We start from the raw sequence: 18,256 nt of genomic DNA on the forward strand, positions 1-18,256 counted from the left end.
CGGCCTCCTGCTGGACAGCTGATCTGTCGTGATTCAGTTATCGGGTCGGTTAGAAGTCGACCTCTTCGGCAACAACGCTGTCTTCGATGTCCACTTCGTTGTCCGCGACGATGACGGAGTCGTTGACGGAGTTGTCGGTGAACTCGGCGTTGATGTCGTCCACCTGCACGTCCGTGTTCGTGGAGCTGTCGTTGAACGAATCCTCGACCTCGACCTCGTTGAAGGAATCCTCGATCTCGACCTCCTCGTTGAAGGAATCCTCCACGTTGATGTCGGTGGTGGAATTATCCTCGTTGAAGGAGTCCTCGACCTCGATCTCGGTGGTATTGCCGTTGTACGAGTCCTCGATTTCCACGTTGGTGGAGTTGTCGGTCGAGTGGTCGGAGTTGTAGTTGAAGGAGTCTTCCACTTCGACGTCCAGGTCGACATCCGTGTTGTAGGAGTCCTCGTTGTAGGAGTCCTCGTTGTAGGAATCCTCATTGTAGGAGTCTTCGACGTTGAAGGAGTCCTCGACGGAGATGTCGGTGTCCCCGACGGTCACATCGCCCTCAATGTCACCGGTTGTCACGGTGGTGGAGTTGTCGGTCGAGTAATCCTTCGAGTAATCGTTGGAGTTATCCGTCGAGTTATCCACGGTGGCGTCCCCGCCAGCCGCAACAGAGTCGTCGCCCGAGGCAATCACGGCGTCGTTGTCGAACCACTGGTTCACGTCGCCGTCGGCCCAGATGTTCTGGTTGACAGACTGATCCGTGATGGTGTCCCGATCGTCGATCGTAGAGGTGTACGAGTAGTTGTTCACGATGTGCGTCAGTTGCTGCACAGCGTGGGCGTGGTCATCATGATCGTTGCCCCTGCCGCCGCCGTGACCGTGGTCATCGTCGTCATGGCCGCCACCCCCATGGCCGCCGTCGTGACCGTGGCCCCCGCCACCGTGGCCGCCGCCAGCGTGGCCGCCGCCGCCCCAGCCACCGCCATTGTTGCCGGAGTTGTCGCTGGACCAGTCGCCGGTGTCGCCGCCGGAGTGGTTGCCGCCGGTGTTGTACTCGCGGTCGAAGGACGAGCTGGCATCCACGGGAGCGTAGTCGAGGATGACCGGCATGATGGCGTCCACATCATCGGAGCACACGTCGCCCAGGCCGGCCTCGGCGAGGGCGGCCTCCGGGTCTGCCTGGAATTCGGCGGCTGCGCGCGGATCACGGAGCAGATTCATGATGAATTCGAGTAGAGAGCTTGCGAGCGTAGGCATTATGTGAATCCCCATTCTTATTCCTACTGGATCTGGCCAAAATTATGGATGGTGGCCCGCCGAGCTGAGTTGCTTGGCGTGGTTCAAAGCTACGGCCGGGCTGCTGTCGCCCGCATCGGGGCTTCCTCCCCCGCCGCCCGCCCCCTCCAGGGGGATCGCGGTGGACGGGGACTAGGTAGGGAGGGGCCCCCAGGCCCGGAAGTCCGCGAACTTACTGCGGGGAACTGTCTTCGCCGAGCGCAAGCCGCAACTGCGTCAGGAGTTCGGCACGGTTCGAAGCCCCTAGCCGCCGTCGAATACGCGCTATGTGGTGCTCGGCGGTGCGCGGCGAAATGAAAATCGCGGCCCCGATCTCCCGGTACGTCTTGCCCTCCAGCACCAACCGGGCGACTTCGCGCTCCCGCTCGCTCAAGACGGCGCTTTCTTGTCCCTGTGCTGCTCCGGCGGGGACCGCTGCCTGCCCGCCGGGCTCGGTGACGGTGACGTCGGCTGGCGCGTCCATGGTCCCGCGCGTGCCGGGATGAAGGTCCCTGGCGCAAGCCAAGAGGCGGCTCATGTCCTTGCGCTCGTCCGCGTGCGCTGCCGCGTGCCCGGCGAGGCGCGCCCCGTCCCAGGTGAGGCCGACGGATGCGAGCGCCCGGGCGGACTCCTCCACCAGCTTCGGATCGATCCTGCCGGCCAGCACCGTTACCCACGCCCGGCCGGCCGCCGCGAGCACGCCCGCCAGTCGGTACGTCCCCGAGGCCCGGACCAGCGCCGAGGCATGCGGGGCGAGCTCGCTGGGGCTGTCCGCCAAAAGGGCCGCCTGGACCGCATACCAATGCAGCGAGGTAGACCACAGCGCCGGTTCGCCCAATCTGCCCAGCAGCGCCCAAGCCTCCGTCAAATGCGGCTGCAGCCTCGCGGAATCACGCAGGCGGGCAGCGGCTACTGCCAGTTCGCCGAGCGGCAAAAGGCTGTAGAGATCGACGGCGACGTGCAGCAGCCGGCCCCGCGCCCGGTCCCAGGCGCGCACCAAGGCAGCGGTGTCATCGGTTCGCCGCGCCAGCCCGACCTGCAGGGCGTCCAGCAACAATTCGTCGCGCGGGGTGGGACGGATTCCGCTGGCGGTCGCCTCTGCGATGGCAGCCCCGGCGCTGTCCGGGTGGTCCTGCAGCATGGCGACCCAGGCCCGCAGGAGCAGCAGCCTCAAGCGGGCGGCCGGGCCTCCCTGGCGTCCGCGCAGAGCGTCGTCGAGGACGGCTGCCGCTACGGGGAGCTCACCGCTGTGCAGGGCCACCAAGGCCGCGAGGGCTGCAGGGCTGTCCGGCAGCGGAATGGCGGCGCCGGAGGCCGTGAGCATGTCGGAAGCCCGCACCAGGGCCGGCAGCGCCTGCTCGGTGTGCTCGCCGATCGACGCGACGATGCCTTGTCCCATCAACGAGACGGCCACGTTCGTCAGGGTTGGCGAGTTGTCGGCATGGTTGCCGGCAAGCAGGCTTCGAGCCCCGTCGGGGTCACCCGTACCGATCATGACGACGGCGGCCAGAGCCCTGGACGCCTCCGTGGCGGGTGATCCGAGCCACCGGTAGACCTGGGCGCTGCGCGCCAGCATGCCCCGCTGCGCCCACAGCGACGCCGCCACGTCCGCTCCGCGGAGCCTGTCCGGTGCCTCCGGCTGAGCCAGGAGACGGTCAAGGATGCGGCCGGCTGCTTCGAGGTCTCCGGAGGCCAGTGCCGCCTGGGCCCGGCGCGCCGCCGTTGCCGTTTCATCGGCGCCGGCTGCCGCCGCTTCACCGTACAGTGTCGCGGCCACCCGGGGCTCGGAAGCCAGGGCGCCGTCGCCGGCGTCTTCAAGGACGCGGGCCACGCGTGCATCCTGGAGTCCGCCCCGAACCAGTCCGCGGGCCACGTCCACGGGCGCCGGTGCGGTGTTGTTGGCTAAACAGTCGGCCAGGGCCCGCTGAAAGGCCCGGACGTGGTGCTGCGGGGTGACATGAAGCAGGACGTTGCGCATGAGCGGAGCAAGGTTTCCCTCGGGCAGCACCAACCCTGCGGCCGTGGCCTGCGACATCAGCGGCCCGATTCCGCCGGGCAGCTCCCGCAGTCCGGAAGGCAGCGGCCCGGCTGGATCGAAACCGACGGCCAGGGCCAGCAGCAGCTCCCGGAGATTGGGTTTCAGCCGTTCGAGCTCGTGGCCCACATGGTTGACCAACCCGCCGAACTTCACCGGATCTGACGGTATTGGGCGGGCATCGTCGATCGCTTCCAACACATGCTGGACCAGCCAAGGCAGGCCCCCGGTCAGCCGGAAGACCTGATCAAGGACGGGAGCAGGAAGCCGGTCAGAGCGGACAGCTGCTGCGTGCCGGGCAATATCGTTACGGGTCCAGGGCCCCAACAACACCGGCCGCCGGTGCGCCTCCAACACCGCCGTCAGCCGCTGCAACGCCGGCAACTTCGGCCACGACCGGTAGGCGACCACGAGGTTCACGTTCTGCCCGTCGGCCAACCGATGGACGCGCTCCAGTTCGGCGTCGTCCAACTGGTGGGCGTCGTCGATCAGTACCGTGGTTCCTTCGTCCACAGGGTCTTTCCCCAGTGCGTGCCTGCCCGAGCTGACGGGGACGCCTGCTTCCTCACAGGCCGCCGCCAAGTTTTCCAGCAGCAGGCTCTTGCCCGATCCTCCCGGACCGGACACGGTAGCCAGTAAACGCGACGCGGGTTCCGTCGCGGCTTCCGTCAGCAGTTGCGCGGCATCCCGGTTCACTAGACGGCGCGCCGCCGGCTGCGCCGGTGTCGCACCTGTCATGCCGGCCCCGGAGCAGGCGCATCGGTGGGGTCACCCGACGGTGCCGGCGGCTGCGGCGGGTCCACCCAGGCTGGCGCGGTCGGCGGAGGATCGACAACCACCGTCTCTGACGGTGTTGATGAGGGCTCCGGCGCGGGCTCCGGGGCAGGTTCCGGCGCAGGGTCGGGGGCGGGAGGCGGCGCGGGGTCGGGGGCCGGAGGCGGCAGCACCGGATCCGGTTCCGGTGTCGTTGTCGGCACAGCCGGAACACTCGGTTCCGGCTCGGGGGCGGGAGGTTGGGGAGTGGTGCCTGGCTGTGGAGCCGCGGGCGGCACGGGGGTTCCCGTCGGTCCCGGGGCAGGAGTGTTGGTGCCGTTGTCCGGCTTCGATCCGGGGCCCTGCCCGGAATCGCCGGCCGGCGTAGACACGCCTCCCGGGCGAGTCGACGGTTGGCCGTTCGGCGTCGTCGTCGCCCGGTCCTGCGCGTAGGTCACCTGGTCCTGCGCGAAGCCCGCAGTGCCGCCATAGCCCGGTGAGCCTTCCGGGCTCGGAGCCGCTGCGCCGGAGGACGTTGCAGCTGAGTTCTCCCAAAAGACCACGGGACTCATGCCAGGCTGCGCCGGTTCAGCCGCCATCACGGAATTGGCCGGCCCGGCCCCTTCGCTTTCCTCCGGAGCTCCCCCGGGTACGTGGCCGTTCCGCTCCGCGGCGCTGCCTTGGGCGACGCCCGGTTGGGAACCGAACAGGCCGAATTCGTGAGGGCTCTGGGCGGCGGTTGCCGTCAACGCCGTGAGGGCCGCGACCGCCACTGTTATGGCAGCGGCGCGCATAGCCAGCACGGGTTTCCGTGCGGTGCCGGCGCCTTCCACCGCGGACGCGGCGTGGGCGTGGAAGTGTGGTTGCGGAAAGGCGCGGCCTTCGGCCGCGACGGCTTCCGGCACCGGCCGGGGCTCCGGATCCGCAGCGTGTTCGGATGGCACCGCGAGCCTGTTTCGGGCCGCGAAGTACGCGGCCCCCAGGCTGATGGCGGCCTTCGGGTCCGCATCCACCGCGAGAGGACGGTTCAGTTCGGCGGACAGCAATTGGGCAACCAAGGGGATGCGGGACGAGCCGCCGGTCAAGAGGACGGCGGTGAGGTCCTCGGCAGCCACTTGCGCTGTGTCGAGGGCCCGGCGCAGGGAGTGGAGCGTGTCCCGCACCAGCTCCTCGATCATGCCCTCAAACTCGGACCGCACCAGGCGGACGCCTGTCTGCAGCTCCGGCAGCAACACAGGGATCGTTGCCTCGGAATCGGCCGAAAGCGCTTCTTTGGCTTCCACGCATTCCCGCCGGATACGGTCCAGCGCCACGCGTGCTTGCGTCGAAGTGGGATCCACCGCGCTCAGCCCGCCGTCCAGGCTGGCGACGACGTGCGCGAAGACGACGTCGTCGACATCAGCTCCACCCACCCGCTCCAAACCTTCCGGTTTGCCCAGCAGCGTGAATGAGGCTGCGTCACCCTTGTGCAGGACTGCCGCGTCGAAGGTACCGCCGCCGAAGTCATAGACGGCGACCAGGCTCCCCGTGCCCACGCGGTTTTGGGAGGCGTAATGGAGCGCGGCTGCTTCCGGCTCGCTCAACAACATGACGTCGGCGAGCCCTACGCCGGCCAAGGCGTCACGGATCAGTCCGGTCTTGTAGTCACCCCAGCTGGCCGGATGCGACACCACTACGGCTTCCGGAGCTTCGCCTTCACGTTCCTGGGCGCGGTCTACGACCCACCGGACCACGGCGGCGAAAATGTCCTCAGGTGCGACAAACAGGTCTCCGACCATCATCGGCACCGAGTCGCCGATCCGCCGCTTGAATTCTCGAACCACCCGGTCAGGGGACGTCGTGCCCCGCCGTTCGGCTGCCTCTCCGACCAGAACTGCGCCGTCTTCGCCTACATAGATCACCGACGGCACGGCCGCCGCACGTGAACCCAAGTGGACAGCCTGCGGCTGCTGAGGCTTTCGGTCTCCGCTCCCGTATCGCGCTGTCGCTGCTGCCGTGAAACTTGTGCCGACATCGACACTCAGTACATAAGCCATGAATCCCCTCAGGTACGTCCAGCAAGGAACGCCCCCCACCGCTTCTTTATACTGTCTCCAGAGTCATGCTCTGATTCCCCCTAGGCGGGCGGTATCCATCCGCCCGTGTCCCCATGAAGCCGCTGCTAAATGACGCCCTCAGCCGCCGCCAACCGCAGTTCCCCACACTTGGATCCGGCGTCCTTCAGAAAGCCGTTCCGTTACATTCAGCCTAGGAGGGGTGACGTGCTTAGACAAGGGAATGGATCCCCCGTTTAACAGGCATGAGCAACACGAAAATTTGGTGAATGGTTTAGTCCTTCGACGGCCTATTTCCTCGATTTTGCAGCTCCCTGGTGATACATATGCGAAGTCGCGTACCTTGCCTCGCCTAGTCCCTGAATGGCTAGACCGTGAAGCGATCACGGCCGGTGCATACAATGATTTCCTGTCCATCCGACCCCGGAGCACCATGAAAAATAAATACGGCGAATCCGGTTCCTTACGGACTTATGGCGTGTTTTTGCGCGGCATCAACGTTGGAGGCGTCCGGATTGCCATGAAGGACTTGCAGCGGGTCCTCACCGAAGCCGGTTTCGGGCAGGTGGAGACCGTCCTCGCCTCGGGCAACGTCGTGCTGCGCGCGGAGACCCAAGACCCCGGCGTGGTCAAGCAAAGAGTCGAAGCGAGCTTGCGGACGGCTTTCGGCTACGACGCCTGGGTCATCGTCAAGACTCCCAGCGAGCTGGCCGCCATCGTCGAGGGCTACCCGTTCACCCCGGCCGACGACGGCGTTCCCCGGCACGCTTACGCGGTGCTCACCACGGGTGAGGATGTTGTGGAACAACTGCTCGAGGACTGCCCGGAACTTTCGCCCGAAGAACGGGCGTCTCCGGGGGGCGACGTCCTGTACTGGGAGGTGCCCAAAGGCAACACTTTGGAGTCCAAACTGTCCAAGCAAATGGCCAAAACGATGTACAAGCCGGTGACGACCACCAGGAACCTCAACACGTTGCACAAGATGCTGCCCAGGTTCCGCACGGAGGGCTGAGGCGGCCCCTGCTACCGGGGGAGGAGTGGAACCGCCCGAACTCATCCTCCCGGCGGATAGCCGCGGCGCCGGTGCGATTCTAGACTCGTGTTTGTTGCGGCCTTGTTATGGCCGGCGGCCGGTCACGGCCAAGGAAGGGGGATCCTATGCTGTTCGACTCGGTCACGTGGATATCGGCTGCCGTCTGTGCCGGTCCATTTGCCCTCTTCCTGGCGGTCGGAGCGCTGGTCAGCATCGGGCGGAGCAAACGGCAGCGGTCGGCGAAAGCCGGCTGGTCCCTGCTGGTGCTCGCGGTGCCCATCCTTGGCCCCCTGGCGTGGTTCCGGACGGCATCGCGCCGGGCCGCCGCTCATACGGCCCAGCCGGACACCCGGCCGGCGAAGCAGGCGACGGGGCCCCTTGTTCCCTAAAGGCCCGCCCGCGAAAACGGCCAGCGGTTCCGCGGGACGGATGGAACGTGTCCCGCCGGGTATCGGTCCATGCAGTATCCGTGTTGGACGCGCCTCCGCGAAGGTCCTTACTCTTCTGGCATGACCACCCGTACGGCCGTGCGCGCCGCTGCTCCCACACCCTCCGACGGCCGGCAGGTCCTTCAGGTTGGACCGGTGAACCCCGTTGTCACCGCCGCCTTGGCGGATGAGTTCGGCGCACTGTTGCTCCCGGACGGCCCGGAACGCGGCGATTTCCTGCTGCGGCACGCCCCCGGCATCCGCGTGGCGGTGTGCTCCGGCCGCCATGGTGTCGGCTCCGACCTGATGCGCCGGCTGTCGAACCTCGAAGCCATCGTAAACTTCGGCGCCGGCTACGACGCCACCGACGTCGAGCAGGCAAACGAACGCGGCATCCACATCAGCAACACCCCGGATGTGCTCACCGATTGCGTGGCCGACACCGCGCTGGCCCTCTATCTGGATGTACTGCGCCGAACCAGCGCCGCCGACCGGTTCGTCCGCCTCGGCGGATGGGCCTCAACCACGTCCTACCCACTGACCACGCGGGCCTCCGGCAGAAAGGTCGGCATCCTCGGCCTGGGCCGGATCGGCCAGGCCATCGCCAAGCGGCTGGAAGCGTTTAACTGCGAGATCCACTACCACAGCCGCCGCGCCGTCGAAGACTCGGGCTACGCGTTCCACTCCTCCCCCGCCGAACTGGCCGAGGCCGTCGAGGTGCTCGTCATCGCGGCTGCCGGAGGACCGGAGACGGTGAACCTGGTCGACGCCGGGGTGCTGGCCAAGCTCGGCGCGGGAGGCTACCTGATCAACATCGCCCGCGGCACCATTGTGGACGAACATGCCCTGGTCTCCGCCTTGGCCGGAGGACGGCTGGCGGGCGCAGGGCTGGACGTCTTTGCCGACGAACCGCATGTGCCGGCCGAACTGATGGAGCTGGAGAACGTGGTCCTGTTACCGCACATCGGCAGCGGCACCCGTGAGACCCGCGCCGACATGGCCGCATTGACATTGGAGAACCTGCGCAGCTACCTGCGCGACGGCTCGTTGGTAACCCCGATCGGCTAACCCCGTGCCCGGCGGCGCCGGGAAATCCGGGGGTCGACGCGGGGTAAAACCGGGGTTGGCTCTGGCAAGCGTCGCCTTGGAGCAATACTTGTATGACAAGTGTGCGACTTGTACAATCAGTCGCAGTAGCCATCCCCGCGTAAGGACCGCCATGCCCTACACCGCCGATGCCATCCGGCACGTCAAGCTCTCCACTGCCACGCTGCCGCTGGCCACGCCCATCTCTGACGCCAAGGTCTTTACCGGGCGCCAGAAGCCCATGACGGAAGTCGTCTTCCTCTTTGCCGAAATCACCACCGTGCAGGGACACGAGGGCCTGGGCTTCAGCTATTCGAAACGGGCCGGCGGCCCGGCGCAATACGCCCACGCGACGGAAGTCGCCGAGGCGATGCTCGGCGAGGACCCCAACGACATCGCCAAGCTCTACAACAAGCTGCTTTGGGCAGGCGCGTCGGTGGGCCGGTCCGGCGTCGCCACCCAGGCCCTGGCCGCGCTCGACATAGCGCTCTACGACCTCAAGGCCAAGCGGGCAGGGCTCCCGCTGGCCAAGTTCCTCGGCGCGCACCGGGACTCGGTCCGGACCTACAACACCTCCGGTGGCTTCCTCAACGCCTCCATCGACGAGGTCAAGGACCGCGCGAGCCGTTCCCTTGCCGACGGCATTGGCGGCATCAAGATCAAGGTCGGCCTGCCGGACTCGGCCGAGGACCTGCGCCGTGTCGCCGCGGTCCGCGACCACATCGGCGACGGCGTGCCGCTGATGGTGGACGCGAACCAGCAGTGGGACCGGGCCACCGCCCTCCGGATGGGCCGCCGCCTGGAGCAGTTCGACCTGGTCTGGATCGAGGAACCGCTGGATGCCTACGACGCCGAAGGCCATGCCGCGCTGGCCGCTGCCCTGGACACCCCGATTGCCACCGGCGAGATGCTGGCCTCGGTGGCCGAACACGAACGCCTGATCGCCGCCCGCGCGTGCGACATCATCCAGCCCGACGCTCCCCGGGTCGGCGGCATCACGCAGTTCCTGCGCCTGGCCACGCTGGCGGACCAGGCCGGGCTGGACCTCGCGCCGCACTTCGCGATGGAGATCCACCTCCACCTGGCCGCCGCCTACCCGCGCGAGCCCTGGGTGGAGCACTTCGACTGGCTGGACCCGCTGTTCAACGAGCGCCTCGAGACCCGCGACGGCCGGATGATCGTCCCGGACCGTCCGGGCCTCGGCTTCACCTTCAGCGAACAGGCGCGCGCCTGGACCACGGACAGCGTGGAGTTCGGCCGCGCCTAGCCTTATCCCATGACGACGACGGTGCCGCGCACCGTCGTCGTTCCCCTCTCACCCTGCCCTAGAGAAAACGGGAGCGATTGTTGAAACCGAACCTGACGGTCACCTTGGTTGACGACCTGCGCCGGCGCATTGTCGACGGCGATATCGCTCCCGGCGACAAGCTGCCCAGCGAGAACACGCTGATCGCAGAGCACGGCGTGAGCCGCACAGTGGTGCGCGAGGCCATCACTCGGCTGCAGGCGGAGGGACTTGTGCATACCCGGCGCGGCAGCGGGAGTTTCGCGCTGACGCCACCGGCGGAAGCGGAAGGCCCCCGCGGCCTCCGGCCCGTGCGGACTCTGGAGGACCGGAGGGCGCTGGTGGAGTTCCGCACCGGCGTGGAAAGCGAAGCCGCTGCCTTGGCCGCCGTCCGGCGGACCGACCAGCAGTTGGCGGCCCTGCGCGCCGCAAACGCTGACTTCTCTCGCTCCGGTTCCAACCCGGCCGCGGCCTTATCCCACGACTTCGAGTTTCACCGCACCGTCGCCGAGGCCAGCGGCAACCCCTACTTTCGGGATGCGATCGCGGCCCTCGGCCCGGCCATGATTGCCATGCCCCGCTACCGGCTGGAGGCCAGCGGATCCGAAGCCGAAACGTCCCGTCTCTCGGCCGTGGCGTCCGAACATGCGGCGGTGCTGGCCGCAGTGGAAGCCGGCGATGGACTGGCCGCGGCTGCCGCCATGCGCACCCACCTGGTCAATTCGCGGCTGCGGTTGGAGAGCGAATCCGGGCACTGATTACCCCGGGAACTGCACCCGCCGTAAGGTCACTGGGTCCGGATACGGAAGCGGCAGCAGACCAAAGTCTGCTGCCGCTTCGCTGTTGCGGGGGTGAACCGGCTGTGGCTACTCGGCTGCCTTGACGGCCAACACCGGCCGGTCTGCCTGCAACAGGATGCGCTGAGCGTGCGAACCCATGATGAATTTGCCCACCTGCGTGCGCTGGCGCAGACCGATGACAATGAGCGAGACCTCGCGTTCGCTGGCGAGCTCAAGGATCTCGTCGGCCAGGTCGTCGCGGTGGGTGGGGCGAAGCACTTCTGCGGCCACGCCCGCCTCATTGGCTGCCGACTTCAGGCGGAGGAGGTCGTTCTCCGACGCCACGGTTTTATCCACCAGCACCCCTTCACGGGTGGAGTTGACGATCAGCAGGTCTTCACCGCGGAGCTTGGCTTCCGCGATGGCGGCGGACACGGCTGCCTCTCCCACGGGGGTGGGTACATAGCCGACGAGGATGCTCATGCGTTCTCCTTGGTTTCGGTGCGAGCTTGGGTACGGGAGTTTTTCCGGCGCTCTATGGCGGACTTGACCATCGGCCAGACAGCGACCAGCACGAACAGAACTACCAGCGTGCCGGAGATCGGCCGGCCCATGAATCCGGTGACGTCTCCGTCGAGCACCAACAGCGAACGCCGCAAGCTGGACTCGAGCAGCGCACCGAGCACGAAGGCCAACACCAGCGGTCCAGGCTCGAATCCGAATTTTTTCATCAGGTACCCGACGGCGCCGAAGAGGACCACCAGCAGCACGTCGAACATCGAGTTGCGGATGGTGTAGGCGCCAAGCAAGGTGATCAGTGCGGTGATCGGAGCGAGGATGGCGGCGCGCACCCGCAGGATGCGGACGAACAAGCCGACCAGCGGGATGGACATGATCAGCAGCAGGATGTTGCCGATGTACATCGAGTTGACCACACCCCAGAACAGATCCGGGTTCTCGACAATGAGCTGCGGGCCCGGGGTCACGCCCTGAATGAGCAGCGCGCCGAAGATGATCGCCATGGTGGCATTGGCGGGAATACCCAAGGTCAGCAGCGGAATAAAGGAGCTTGTCGCCGCGGCGTTGTTGGCGGTCTCCGGACCGGCAACACCCTCCACGGCGCCCTTGCCGAAGCGTTCCGGGTTCTTGGCGCGCTTCTTCTCCACGGCGTAGGCGGCGAGCGAGGAGATCGTGGCGCCGCCGCCAGGCAGGATGCCCAGGAAGAAGCCGAGCACAGAGCCGCGCCCGATAGCCCCGGCCGACTGCTTTAGGTCCTTCTTGGACGGCCAAACGTTTGCCACTGTTGCCGGCGCTTGGGCCGCGCGGTGGCGTTCTTCCAGGTTGTAGAGAATCTCGCCGACGCCGAACAAGCCCATGGCCACCGGGACAAAGTCGATGCCGTCGGCCAGACTCAGGTTGCCAAACGTGAAGCGTTCGGCACCGGTGAAAATGTCGCGGCCCACGGTGGCCAGCAGAAGTCCGAAGGCGGCGGCGATCAATGCCTTGATTTTGGCGCCGTTGCTGATCGTGGCGACCAGCAGGATGCCGACCATGGCCAAGGCTGCGTACTCGGGCGGGCCGAAGTCCAATGCGAAGCCTGCCACCAGCGGGGCGAGGAAGGTCAAACCGATGATGGCCACCGTGCCGCCGATGAAGGAGCCGATGGCGGCGATGCCCAGCGCCGTTCCGGCTTTGCCCTTCCTGGCGAGCTGGTAGCCGTCGAAGACGGTGACGACGGAGCTGGCTTCGCCCGGAAGTCGCAACAGCACCGAGGTGATAGTGCCGCCGTATTGTGCGCCGTAGAAGATGCCCGCCAACATGATGATGGCCGTGACGGGCTCGATCCCGTAGGTCAGCGGCAGCAGGATGGCGATGGTGGCTGCCGGACCGAGGCCAGGCAGTACGCCGATCAGCATGCCGATAACAACGCCCAGCAGGCAGTACAGCAGGTTGGAGGGCTCTAGGACGACGCCGAAGCCGTCCATGACCGGTTGCAGGAAATCCATGCGAGAACCTTTGGATCAGTGGGCGAGGGTGGGGCGCGAGGGTCCCACGTTGGCGGCAAAGCCGACACCGTGGGAGTGCACAACCCGCTAGAACAGGTGGGGAATCGACGTTCCCAGGGCAAGGATGAAGATGGCGTAGAACGCGGCAACAATCAGCAGCGAGTAGATGATGGCGCCACGCCAGGATTCACCGCCGAGGAACTTCATCCAGACCAGGCAGAGGAGCAGTGCAGGGACCTCGAAGCCGATCAGCGGCATCAGCAACACCATGATCAGCAGGGTCGCAAACCCAATGGCCGCAAGCCAGGACAGTTTGGAGAATTTTTCCCCGTCGCGGCCCCCACGCCGCCCAACAACCAGTTGGGCGAGCGCGAGGACAGCGATGATCAGGCTGACCACGAACGGCCACATGCCGGGCCGGGGCTGGGAGGGCGTTCCCAGCCCCAGACCGAGCGACATGACGAGCCCCGCCACGCCCAGCGCGAGCACCACGAGGGATGATGCGAGGTTGGCAATGGGTCCTGCCGGCGGTGCGGCCTCGGCTTCCCATTGGGCAGCCAGTTCCTCCGGTGTCAGGTCATCGTCGACGACGTCGACTGACTCAGTGCCTTCTGCTGGCGTCTCGCGGTGGGGCGTCATGGTTTAACTCGATTCGCTGTGGAGGCCGGACGGCCTCACGTGGGTGTTGCTACTCGCCGGCCAGCGAGATGTCGTACTTCTCGGTGAGCTCCTTGTACTTGGCAGCCAAGTCGTTCCACTGCTGGACGACTTCCTCGCCGGAGATTTCCTTGGGGGTCAGCATGTTCTTCTCGTTGAAGGCCTTGTACGTGTCGGTGGCCTGGGCGGCCTCGACCGACTCGACCAGCTTGGCCTTCACATCCTCGGGCAGTCCCTTCGGGGCAGCCAGGGCGCGGTACTGGGAGACCGGGACTTCGTAGCCTTCTTCGATGGCGGTGGGGACGTCCGGCAGGAAGGTGTTGCGCTCGTCGGAGAAGACAACGATCGGCTTGACTTTGCCGGCGTCGATCTGCGGCTTGGCTTCACCCAGCTGGATGGTGGCCAGCTGGACCTGGTTGCCCATGACAGCGGTCAGCGCGGGGGAACCCGAATCGAACGGCACCGCGGTGCCCTTGATCTCGGCCTGGGCGAACAGGATGGCCTGGGACAGCTGCGAGCCGGTGCCCACGCCGGTGGTGCCGAAGGTCAGCTTCTTGGAGCTGTTCTTGATATCGTCCAGGTTTTCAAAACCGGATTCGGCGCTGGCAACCAACACGTAGTCGTCCTGAGAGAGGCCCTTGATGACATCCAGGTCGTCAAGGCTGACGGCTTCGTCTTCAGATACTGCCAGCGGAGTGATAGTGATCAGCGAGGCATTCAGCAGGACGAGGTTCTGTCCGTCGGGCTCCATTGCCGCGACTTCCTGCGTTGCCAGGGCGCCGTTGGCACCGGGCTTGTTCACCACCGGAACAGCGACGCCGAGCTCGTCGGCCATACCTTCGGCCGCGGTGCGCGCGATCAGGTCGGTCGACCCGCCCGGAGCCTGGCCGACGGTCAGAGTAATGGGGCCGTTGGGGAAGCTGTCCCCCTCGGCGGCAGTGCCGCCCCCAACGTTGCCGCCGCAAGCGGTCAACGCCAGCGCAGCAGAGGCAGCGGTCAGACCTAGAACGGTCCGGCGGATGGAGAGTGCTTTCACTTCGGGCTCCTTGCTCGATGAACAGCGATGTTCGAACGGGTCTCGGCCGTGACCCGACTCATATGAGACAGGTCACTAGTGGCTCGGACATCGAGCTTAGAAAGAGACTATGATGCATGTCCAAGCCCATTAGTGCATTGAATGATACTTGAAAGGCATCATGTTCACCCTGGACCAGGCCCGAAGTTTCATCGCTGTCGCCGAAGAGTTGCATTTCGGCCGCGCCGCCGAACGGCTGAGCATGACCCAGCCCCCGCTCAGCAGGCAGATCCAGAAACTGGAGCGCAGCATCGGCGTCGAACTCTTGGAGCGGGACAACCGCAAGGTGGCATTGACCGCCGCCGGACACGCCTTTCTCTCCGAGGCGCGGAAGCTGGTGGTGTCGGCAGACCGGGCGCCCCGAACCGCACGCCGCATCGCCGCCGGCCGGGCGGGTGAGATCCGGATCGGCTTCACTGCCGCCACCGCCTTCAGCGTACTCGGACCCCTGCTCGCCGAGATTGCACTGGAACTGCCCGATGTCGACGTCGAACTCGAGGAACTGGTGACCGGGGAGCAGGTTCAAGCCATTATGGACGGCGACCTTGACCTGGGGCTGGCCCGCCCGCCCTTCGACACAGACCTCTTCGAATCGCACCTGATGCTGTCGGAAAACCTGATGCTCGCAGTTCCCAGCGGGCACCCGCTGGATCAACTGGCACGTCCGCTGGCCGTGGCCGACCTCAAAGACGTGCCGCTCATCATGCATTCACCGATCAAGGCGCGCTATTTCTACGATCTGGTGGTGCGCCAAATCCCGATCGAGCACGGCAACGTCGTGCACACCGTCAGCCAGATCCTGACCATGGTGGCGCTGGTGGCGGCCGGCCGAGGTGTGGCCTTCGTGCCCGAATCGGCACAACTGCTGGGAGTCGATGGCGTCAGCTACTTGCATCTGCCCGAACTCGCGCCGGACTCGGTGGAACTGCATGCCATTTGGAACCGGAACTCGCACAACCCCGCGCTACGCAGGATGCTGGAGAGCGTGTGGGCCAAAGCCTCCTAGCTGCCAGCCGACCACCACCGCGTCTCCGAACGTCAATACTCTTAGTGCATCAATCCATACAAAAGAGGGCTTGGACAGGCATCACGTTGTCTTCCTAGGGTGGAGCCAACGCATTCAACCCGCCGCCCGCGGCACCATCGCAAAGGAAGATGCACGTGGCCCAGTACACGCCCCATGAACTCGCAGACAAGCTCAAGGACGGGCTGTTGTCATTCCCAGTGACGGCGTTTGATGCGGAGTTGAACATCGACGAAGCCGCCTACCGCAACCACCTGGACTGGCAGTCCAGCTTCGATGTCGCAGGCCTGTTTGCCGCCGGCGGCACCGGCGAAGGCTTCAGCCTGACTCCGGCCGAGTCCGCCCGCGTGGTCCGGATGGCCGTTGAGGAGGCCGGCAGCCGGGTTCCGGTGCTTGCTTCGGCCGGCGGCTCCACCGCCCAAGCCATCCAGAACGCCAAGGACGCGGAGGCCGCGGGAGCCGAGGGCCTGCTGCTGCTGCCGCCATACCTGACCGAATGCGACCAGGCCGGCCTGCTGGCGCACGTTTCGGCCGTATGCGCCGCCACCAACATCGGCGTCATCGTCTACAACAGGGCGAACGCCATCTACGCCGCGGACACCGTGGCGGCCCTGGCCGACCGGCACGCGAACTTCATCGGCTTCAAGGACGCCCTGGGCGACATCGAGCACCTTACCAAGGTCTACGCCAAGAACGGTGACCGGTTGTTCTACCTGGGCGGGCTGCCGACGGCGGAGACCTTTGCCCTGCCGCTGCTGCAGCTGGGCATGAGCACCTACTCCTCCGCCATGTACAACTTCGTGCCGGAGTTCGCCCTGGATTTCTACCGCGACGTCCGCAACCAAGACCGCGATGCGGTGACCGAGAAGCTCAACCGCTTCGTGCTCCCCTACCTGGACATCCGCGACCGGGTTAAGGGATACGGTGTTTCCATCGTCAAGGGCGGCCTGAAGGCCGTCGGCCGCGACGCAGGCTTCGTCCGCCCGCCGCTGCAGGACCTAACCGAGAAGGACATCGCCGACCTGTCGGCCCTGATTGAGGCCGCCGGCATCCGCCCGGCAGACGTCCGGCAGAACGCCTAGGTTCCGCGCCCGGGAAGCGGCCGCCCTGCACGGGGCGGCCGCTTTCCGCCCAGCAGCCACCGCAGACCATCCCCAGTCCAGAAGGAGCATCCGATGCCCAGCACGCAGACAACTCTGACAGGCCATTCGATCATTGCCGGCGAAGCCGTGACCGGTACCGGCGGCACTGTCAACGGCTTCGACCCTGCCACCAACGAAGTCCTCGAACCGGCCTACAGCCTGATCGACGCGGCCCAGCTGGCGACCGCCACTGCCGCGGCGGAGGAAGCTTTCGCCTCCTTCAGCACGCTGGAGCCGGAAACGCATGCCGCCTTCCTGGAGAAGATCGCCGAGAACATCGAAGCCGTCGGTGAAGAGCTGGTCGAACGCGCGATGGCCGAAACCGGTCTCCCCGCCGCGCGGCTGAACGGGGAACGCGGCCGCACCACCGGCCAGCTGCGCCTGTTCGCCGCGGTAGTGCGCCAGGGCGACCACCGCGGCGTGCGCATCGATCCGGCCCAGCCGGACCGCCGGCCGATGCCGCGGGCCGAGATCCGCCAGCGCAAGGTTCCGCTGGGCCCGGTCGCCGTGTTCGGTGCCAGCAACTTCCCGCTGGCCTTCTCCACCGCCGGCGGAGACACCGCCTCGGCGCTGGCGGCCGGCTGCCCGGTGGTGTTCAAGGCCCACAACGCCCACCCCGGCACCAGCGAAATCGTCGGCCACGCCATCGCCGACGCGGTGGCCGAGGCCGGCCTGCATCCGGGCGTGTTCTCCCTGGTCTACGGCCCCGGCGCCAGCATCGGGCAGGCGCTGGTCGCCGATCCGGCGATCAAGGCCGTCGGGTTCACCGGGTCCCGCTCCGGCGGCACCGCCCTGGTGGCCACCGCCGCGGCACGGCCGGAACCGATCCCGGTCTATGCGGAGATGAGCTCGATCAATCCGGTGTTCTTCTTCGACGGCGCGCTCCAGGGCGACCTGGACGCGCTGGCCGCGGCCTACGTCGGCTCTGTCACCGGTTCCAGCGGGCAGCTGTGCACCGCTCCCGGGCTTGCCTTCGTGCCCGCCGGGGAGGCCGGGGACGCGTTCGCGGCGGCCGTGAACCGCGCCCTGGCTCCGGCCGCCGGCCAGACCATGCTGACCCGCGGCATCGCCGACTCCTGGATCGCCGGCGTCGACTCCCTCGGCAAGCAGGACGGGGTGGAGCTGGTGGCCCGCGGCCAGGACGGCGCCACGCAGAACGCCCCCGCGCCGGCGGTCTTCGGCACCGACGTCCGCACCTTCCTGACCAATGAGGTGCTGCACGAGGAAATCTTCGGCGCGGCCTCGCTGCTGGTCCGCTACACCTCCATTGAGGACCTGCTGGCTGCGGCCAAGCGGCTCGAAGGGCAGCTGACCGCCACGCTGCACATGACCGACGAGGACCACGCCACGGTGGCCCCGCTGCTGCCGGTGCTCGAGCGCAAGGCCGGCCGCATCCTGGCCAACGGCTGGCCGACCGGCGTCGAGGTCGGGCACGCGATGGTCCACGGCGGCCCCTTCCCGGCCACCTCCGACACCCGCACCACCTCGGTGGGCACGCTGGCGATCGAGCGGTTCCTGCGCCCGGTGGCCTACCAGAACATTCCCGATGCCCTGCTGCCGGCACCGGTGCAGCAGGAGAACCCCTGGAAGCTGAACCGCCGCATCGACGGCGCACTGGAACTGGCCGGAGAGTAA

Annotated in this window: 15 protein-coding genes; 8 read left to right on the plus strand and 7 right to left on the minus strand. The window is 66.7% G+C overall.

Annotated features, from left to right (window positions below; genetic code table 11):
- Positions 1 to 49: 49 nt before the first annotated feature.
- The 3 genes from AC5RWG_RS08685 to AC5RWG_RS08695 all read right to left on the minus strand — a co-directional run bounded on the left by AC5RWG_RS08685 (position 50) and on the right by AC5RWG_RS08695 (position 5,983).
- A complete protein-coding gene (locus tag AC5RWG_RS08685; protein WP_494166773.1) occupies positions 50 to 1,261 on the minus strand; it encodes an IniB N-terminal domain-containing protein in 1,212 nt (403 codons plus the stop codon).
- A 196-nt stretch (positions 1,262 to 1,457) separates the two neighbouring features.
- A complete protein-coding gene (locus tag AC5RWG_RS08690; protein WP_494166774.1) occupies positions 1,458 to 3,926 on the minus strand; it encodes a LuxR C-terminal-related transcriptional regulator in 2,469 nt (822 codons plus the stop codon).
- Positions 3,927 to 4,033: 107 nt separating this feature from the next.
- Positions 4,034 to 5,983: an Hsp70 family protein gene (locus tag AC5RWG_RS08695; protein WP_494025201.1), complete on the minus strand. Its 1,950-nt coding sequence runs from the start codon at positions 5,981 to 5,983 to the stop codon at positions 4,034 to 4,036.
- 556 nt (positions 5,984 to 6,539) lie between these two features.
- Here AC5RWG_RS08695 and AC5RWG_RS08700 point away from each other — a divergent pair.
- The 5 genes from AC5RWG_RS08700 to AC5RWG_RS08720 all read left to right on the plus strand — a co-directional run bounded on the left by AC5RWG_RS08700 (position 6,540) and on the right by AC5RWG_RS08720 (position 10,696).
- A complete protein-coding gene (locus tag AC5RWG_RS08700; protein ID WP_494166775.1) occupies positions 6,540 to 7,118 on the plus strand; it encodes a DUF1697 domain-containing protein in 579 nt (192 codons plus the stop codon).
- A gap of 146 nt (positions 7,119 to 7,264) precedes the next feature.
- Positions 7,265 to 7,528, plus strand: a complete 264-nt coding sequence (locus AC5RWG_RS08705) for a PLD nuclease N-terminal domain-containing protein (RefSeq protein ID WP_494024217.1) — start codon at positions 7,265 to 7,267, stop codon at positions 7,526 to 7,528.
- Positions 7,529 to 7,648: 120 nt separating this feature from the next.
- On the plus strand, positions 7,649 to 8,635 hold the full coding sequence (locus AC5RWG_RS08710; protein ID WP_494166776.1) for a 2-hydroxyacid dehydrogenase: 987 nt from the start codon (positions 7,649 to 7,651) through the stop codon (positions 8,633 to 8,635).
- Positions 8,636 to 8,786: 151 nt separating this feature from the next.
- Positions 8,787 to 9,920: an L-talarate/galactarate dehydratase gene (locus AC5RWG_RS08715; protein WP_494013725.1), complete on the plus strand. Its 1,134-nt coding sequence runs from the start codon at positions 8,787 to 8,789 to the stop codon at positions 9,918 to 9,920.
- 80 nt (positions 9,921 to 10,000) lie between these two features.
- Positions 10,001 to 10,696, plus strand: a complete 696-nt coding sequence (locus tag AC5RWG_RS08720; protein ID WP_494049337.1) for a FadR/GntR family transcriptional regulator — start codon at positions 10,001 to 10,003, stop codon at positions 10,694 to 10,696.
- Between the two features lie 108 nt (positions 10,697 to 10,804).
- Here the strand turns inward: AC5RWG_RS08720 and AC5RWG_RS08725 are convergent, their stop codons facing one another.
- The 4 genes from AC5RWG_RS08725 to AC5RWG_RS08740 all read right to left on the minus strand — a co-directional run bounded on the left by AC5RWG_RS08725 (position 10,805) and on the right by AC5RWG_RS08740 (position 14,416).
- Entirely contained in the window at positions 10,805 to 11,200 is a 396-nt protein-coding gene (locus tag AC5RWG_RS08725) for a universal stress protein (protein WP_494000865.1), read from the minus strand.
- Positions 11,197 to 12,723 (minus strand): tripartite tricarboxylate transporter permease, encoded by a 1,527-nt coding sequence (locus tag AC5RWG_RS08730; RefSeq protein ID WP_494166777.1) that lies wholly within the window; start codon positions 12,721 to 12,723, stop codon positions 11,197 to 11,199. The genes AC5RWG_RS08725 and AC5RWG_RS08730 overlap by 4 nt, the downstream gene beginning before the upstream one ends.
- Before the next feature lie 87 nt (positions 12,724 to 12,810).
- A complete protein-coding gene (locus AC5RWG_RS08735) occupies positions 12,811 to 13,362 on the minus strand; it encodes a tripartite tricarboxylate transporter TctB family protein (RefSeq protein ID WP_494076475.1) in 552 nt (183 codons plus the stop codon).
- 49 nt (positions 13,363 to 13,411) lie between these two features.
- Positions 13,412 to 14,416: a tripartite tricarboxylate transporter substrate binding protein gene (locus tag AC5RWG_RS08740; protein ID WP_494013724.1), complete on the minus strand. Its 1,005-nt coding sequence runs from the start codon at positions 14,414 to 14,416 to the stop codon at positions 13,412 to 13,414.
- Positions 14,417 to 14,576: 160 nt separating this feature from the next.
- Here AC5RWG_RS08740 and AC5RWG_RS08745 point away from each other — a divergent pair, with 160 nt between their 5' ends.
- The 3 genes from AC5RWG_RS08745 (at position 14,577) to AC5RWG_RS08755 (ending at position 18,256) form a co-directional block, all read left to right on the plus strand.
- Entirely contained in the window at positions 14,577 to 15,461 is an 885-nt protein-coding gene (locus tag AC5RWG_RS08745; RefSeq protein WP_494000868.1) for a LysR family transcriptional regulator, read from the plus strand.
- A gap of 155 nt (positions 15,462 to 15,616) precedes the next feature.
- A complete protein-coding gene (gene kdgD, locus AC5RWG_RS08750; RefSeq protein WP_494000869.1) occupies positions 15,617 to 16,561 on the plus strand; it encodes a 5-dehydro-4-deoxyglucarate dehydratase in 945 nt (314 codons plus the stop codon).
- A gap of 93 nt (positions 16,562 to 16,654) precedes the next feature.
- Positions 16,655 to 18,256, plus strand: a complete 1,602-nt coding sequence (locus AC5RWG_RS08755; RefSeq protein WP_494166778.1) for an aldehyde dehydrogenase (NADP(+)) — start codon at positions 16,655 to 16,657, stop codon at positions 18,254 to 18,256.

Source organism: Arthrobacter sp. Y3221160 (assembly GCF_059092585.1).

Coding starts and splice junctions, on each gene's coding strand:
- AC5RWG_RS08745 (WP_494000868.1), top strand. CDS start 14,577: ATGTTCACCCTGGACCAGGCCCGAAGTTTCATCGCTGTCGCCGAAGAG.
- AC5RWG_RS08730 (WP_494166777.1), bottom strand. CDS start 12,723: ATGGATTTCCTGCAACCGGTCATGGACGGCTTCGGCGTCGTCCTAGAG.
- AC5RWG_RS08755 (WP_494166778.1), top strand. CDS start 16,655: ATGCCCAGCACGCAGACAACTCTGACAGGCCATTCGATCATTGCCGGC.
- AC5RWG_RS08710 (WP_494166776.1), top strand. CDS start 7,649: ATGACCACCCGTACGGCCGTGCGCGCCGCTGCTCCCACACCCTCCGAC.
- AC5RWG_RS08735 (WP_494076475.1), bottom strand. CDS start 13,362: ATGACGCCCCACCGCGAGACGCCAGCAGAAGGCACTGAGTCAGTCGAC.
- AC5RWG_RS08685 (WP_494166773.1), bottom strand. CDS start 1,261: ATGGGGATTCACATAATGCCTACGCTCGCAAGCTCTCTACTCGAATTC.
- AC5RWG_RS08725 (WP_494000865.1), bottom strand. CDS start 11,200: ATGAGCATCCTCGTCGGCTATGTACCCACCCCCGTGGGAGAGGCAGCC.
- AC5RWG_RS08700 (WP_494166775.1), top strand. CDS start 6,540: ATGAAAAATAAATACGGCGAATCCGGTTCCTTACGGACTTATGGCGTG.
- AC5RWG_RS08705 (WP_494024217.1), top strand. CDS start 7,265: ATGCTGTTCGACTCGGTCACGTGGATATCGGCTGCCGTCTGTGCCGGT.
- AC5RWG_RS08715 (WP_494013725.1), top strand. CDS start 8,787: ATGCCCTACACCGCCGATGCCATCCGGCACGTCAAGCTCTCCACTGCC.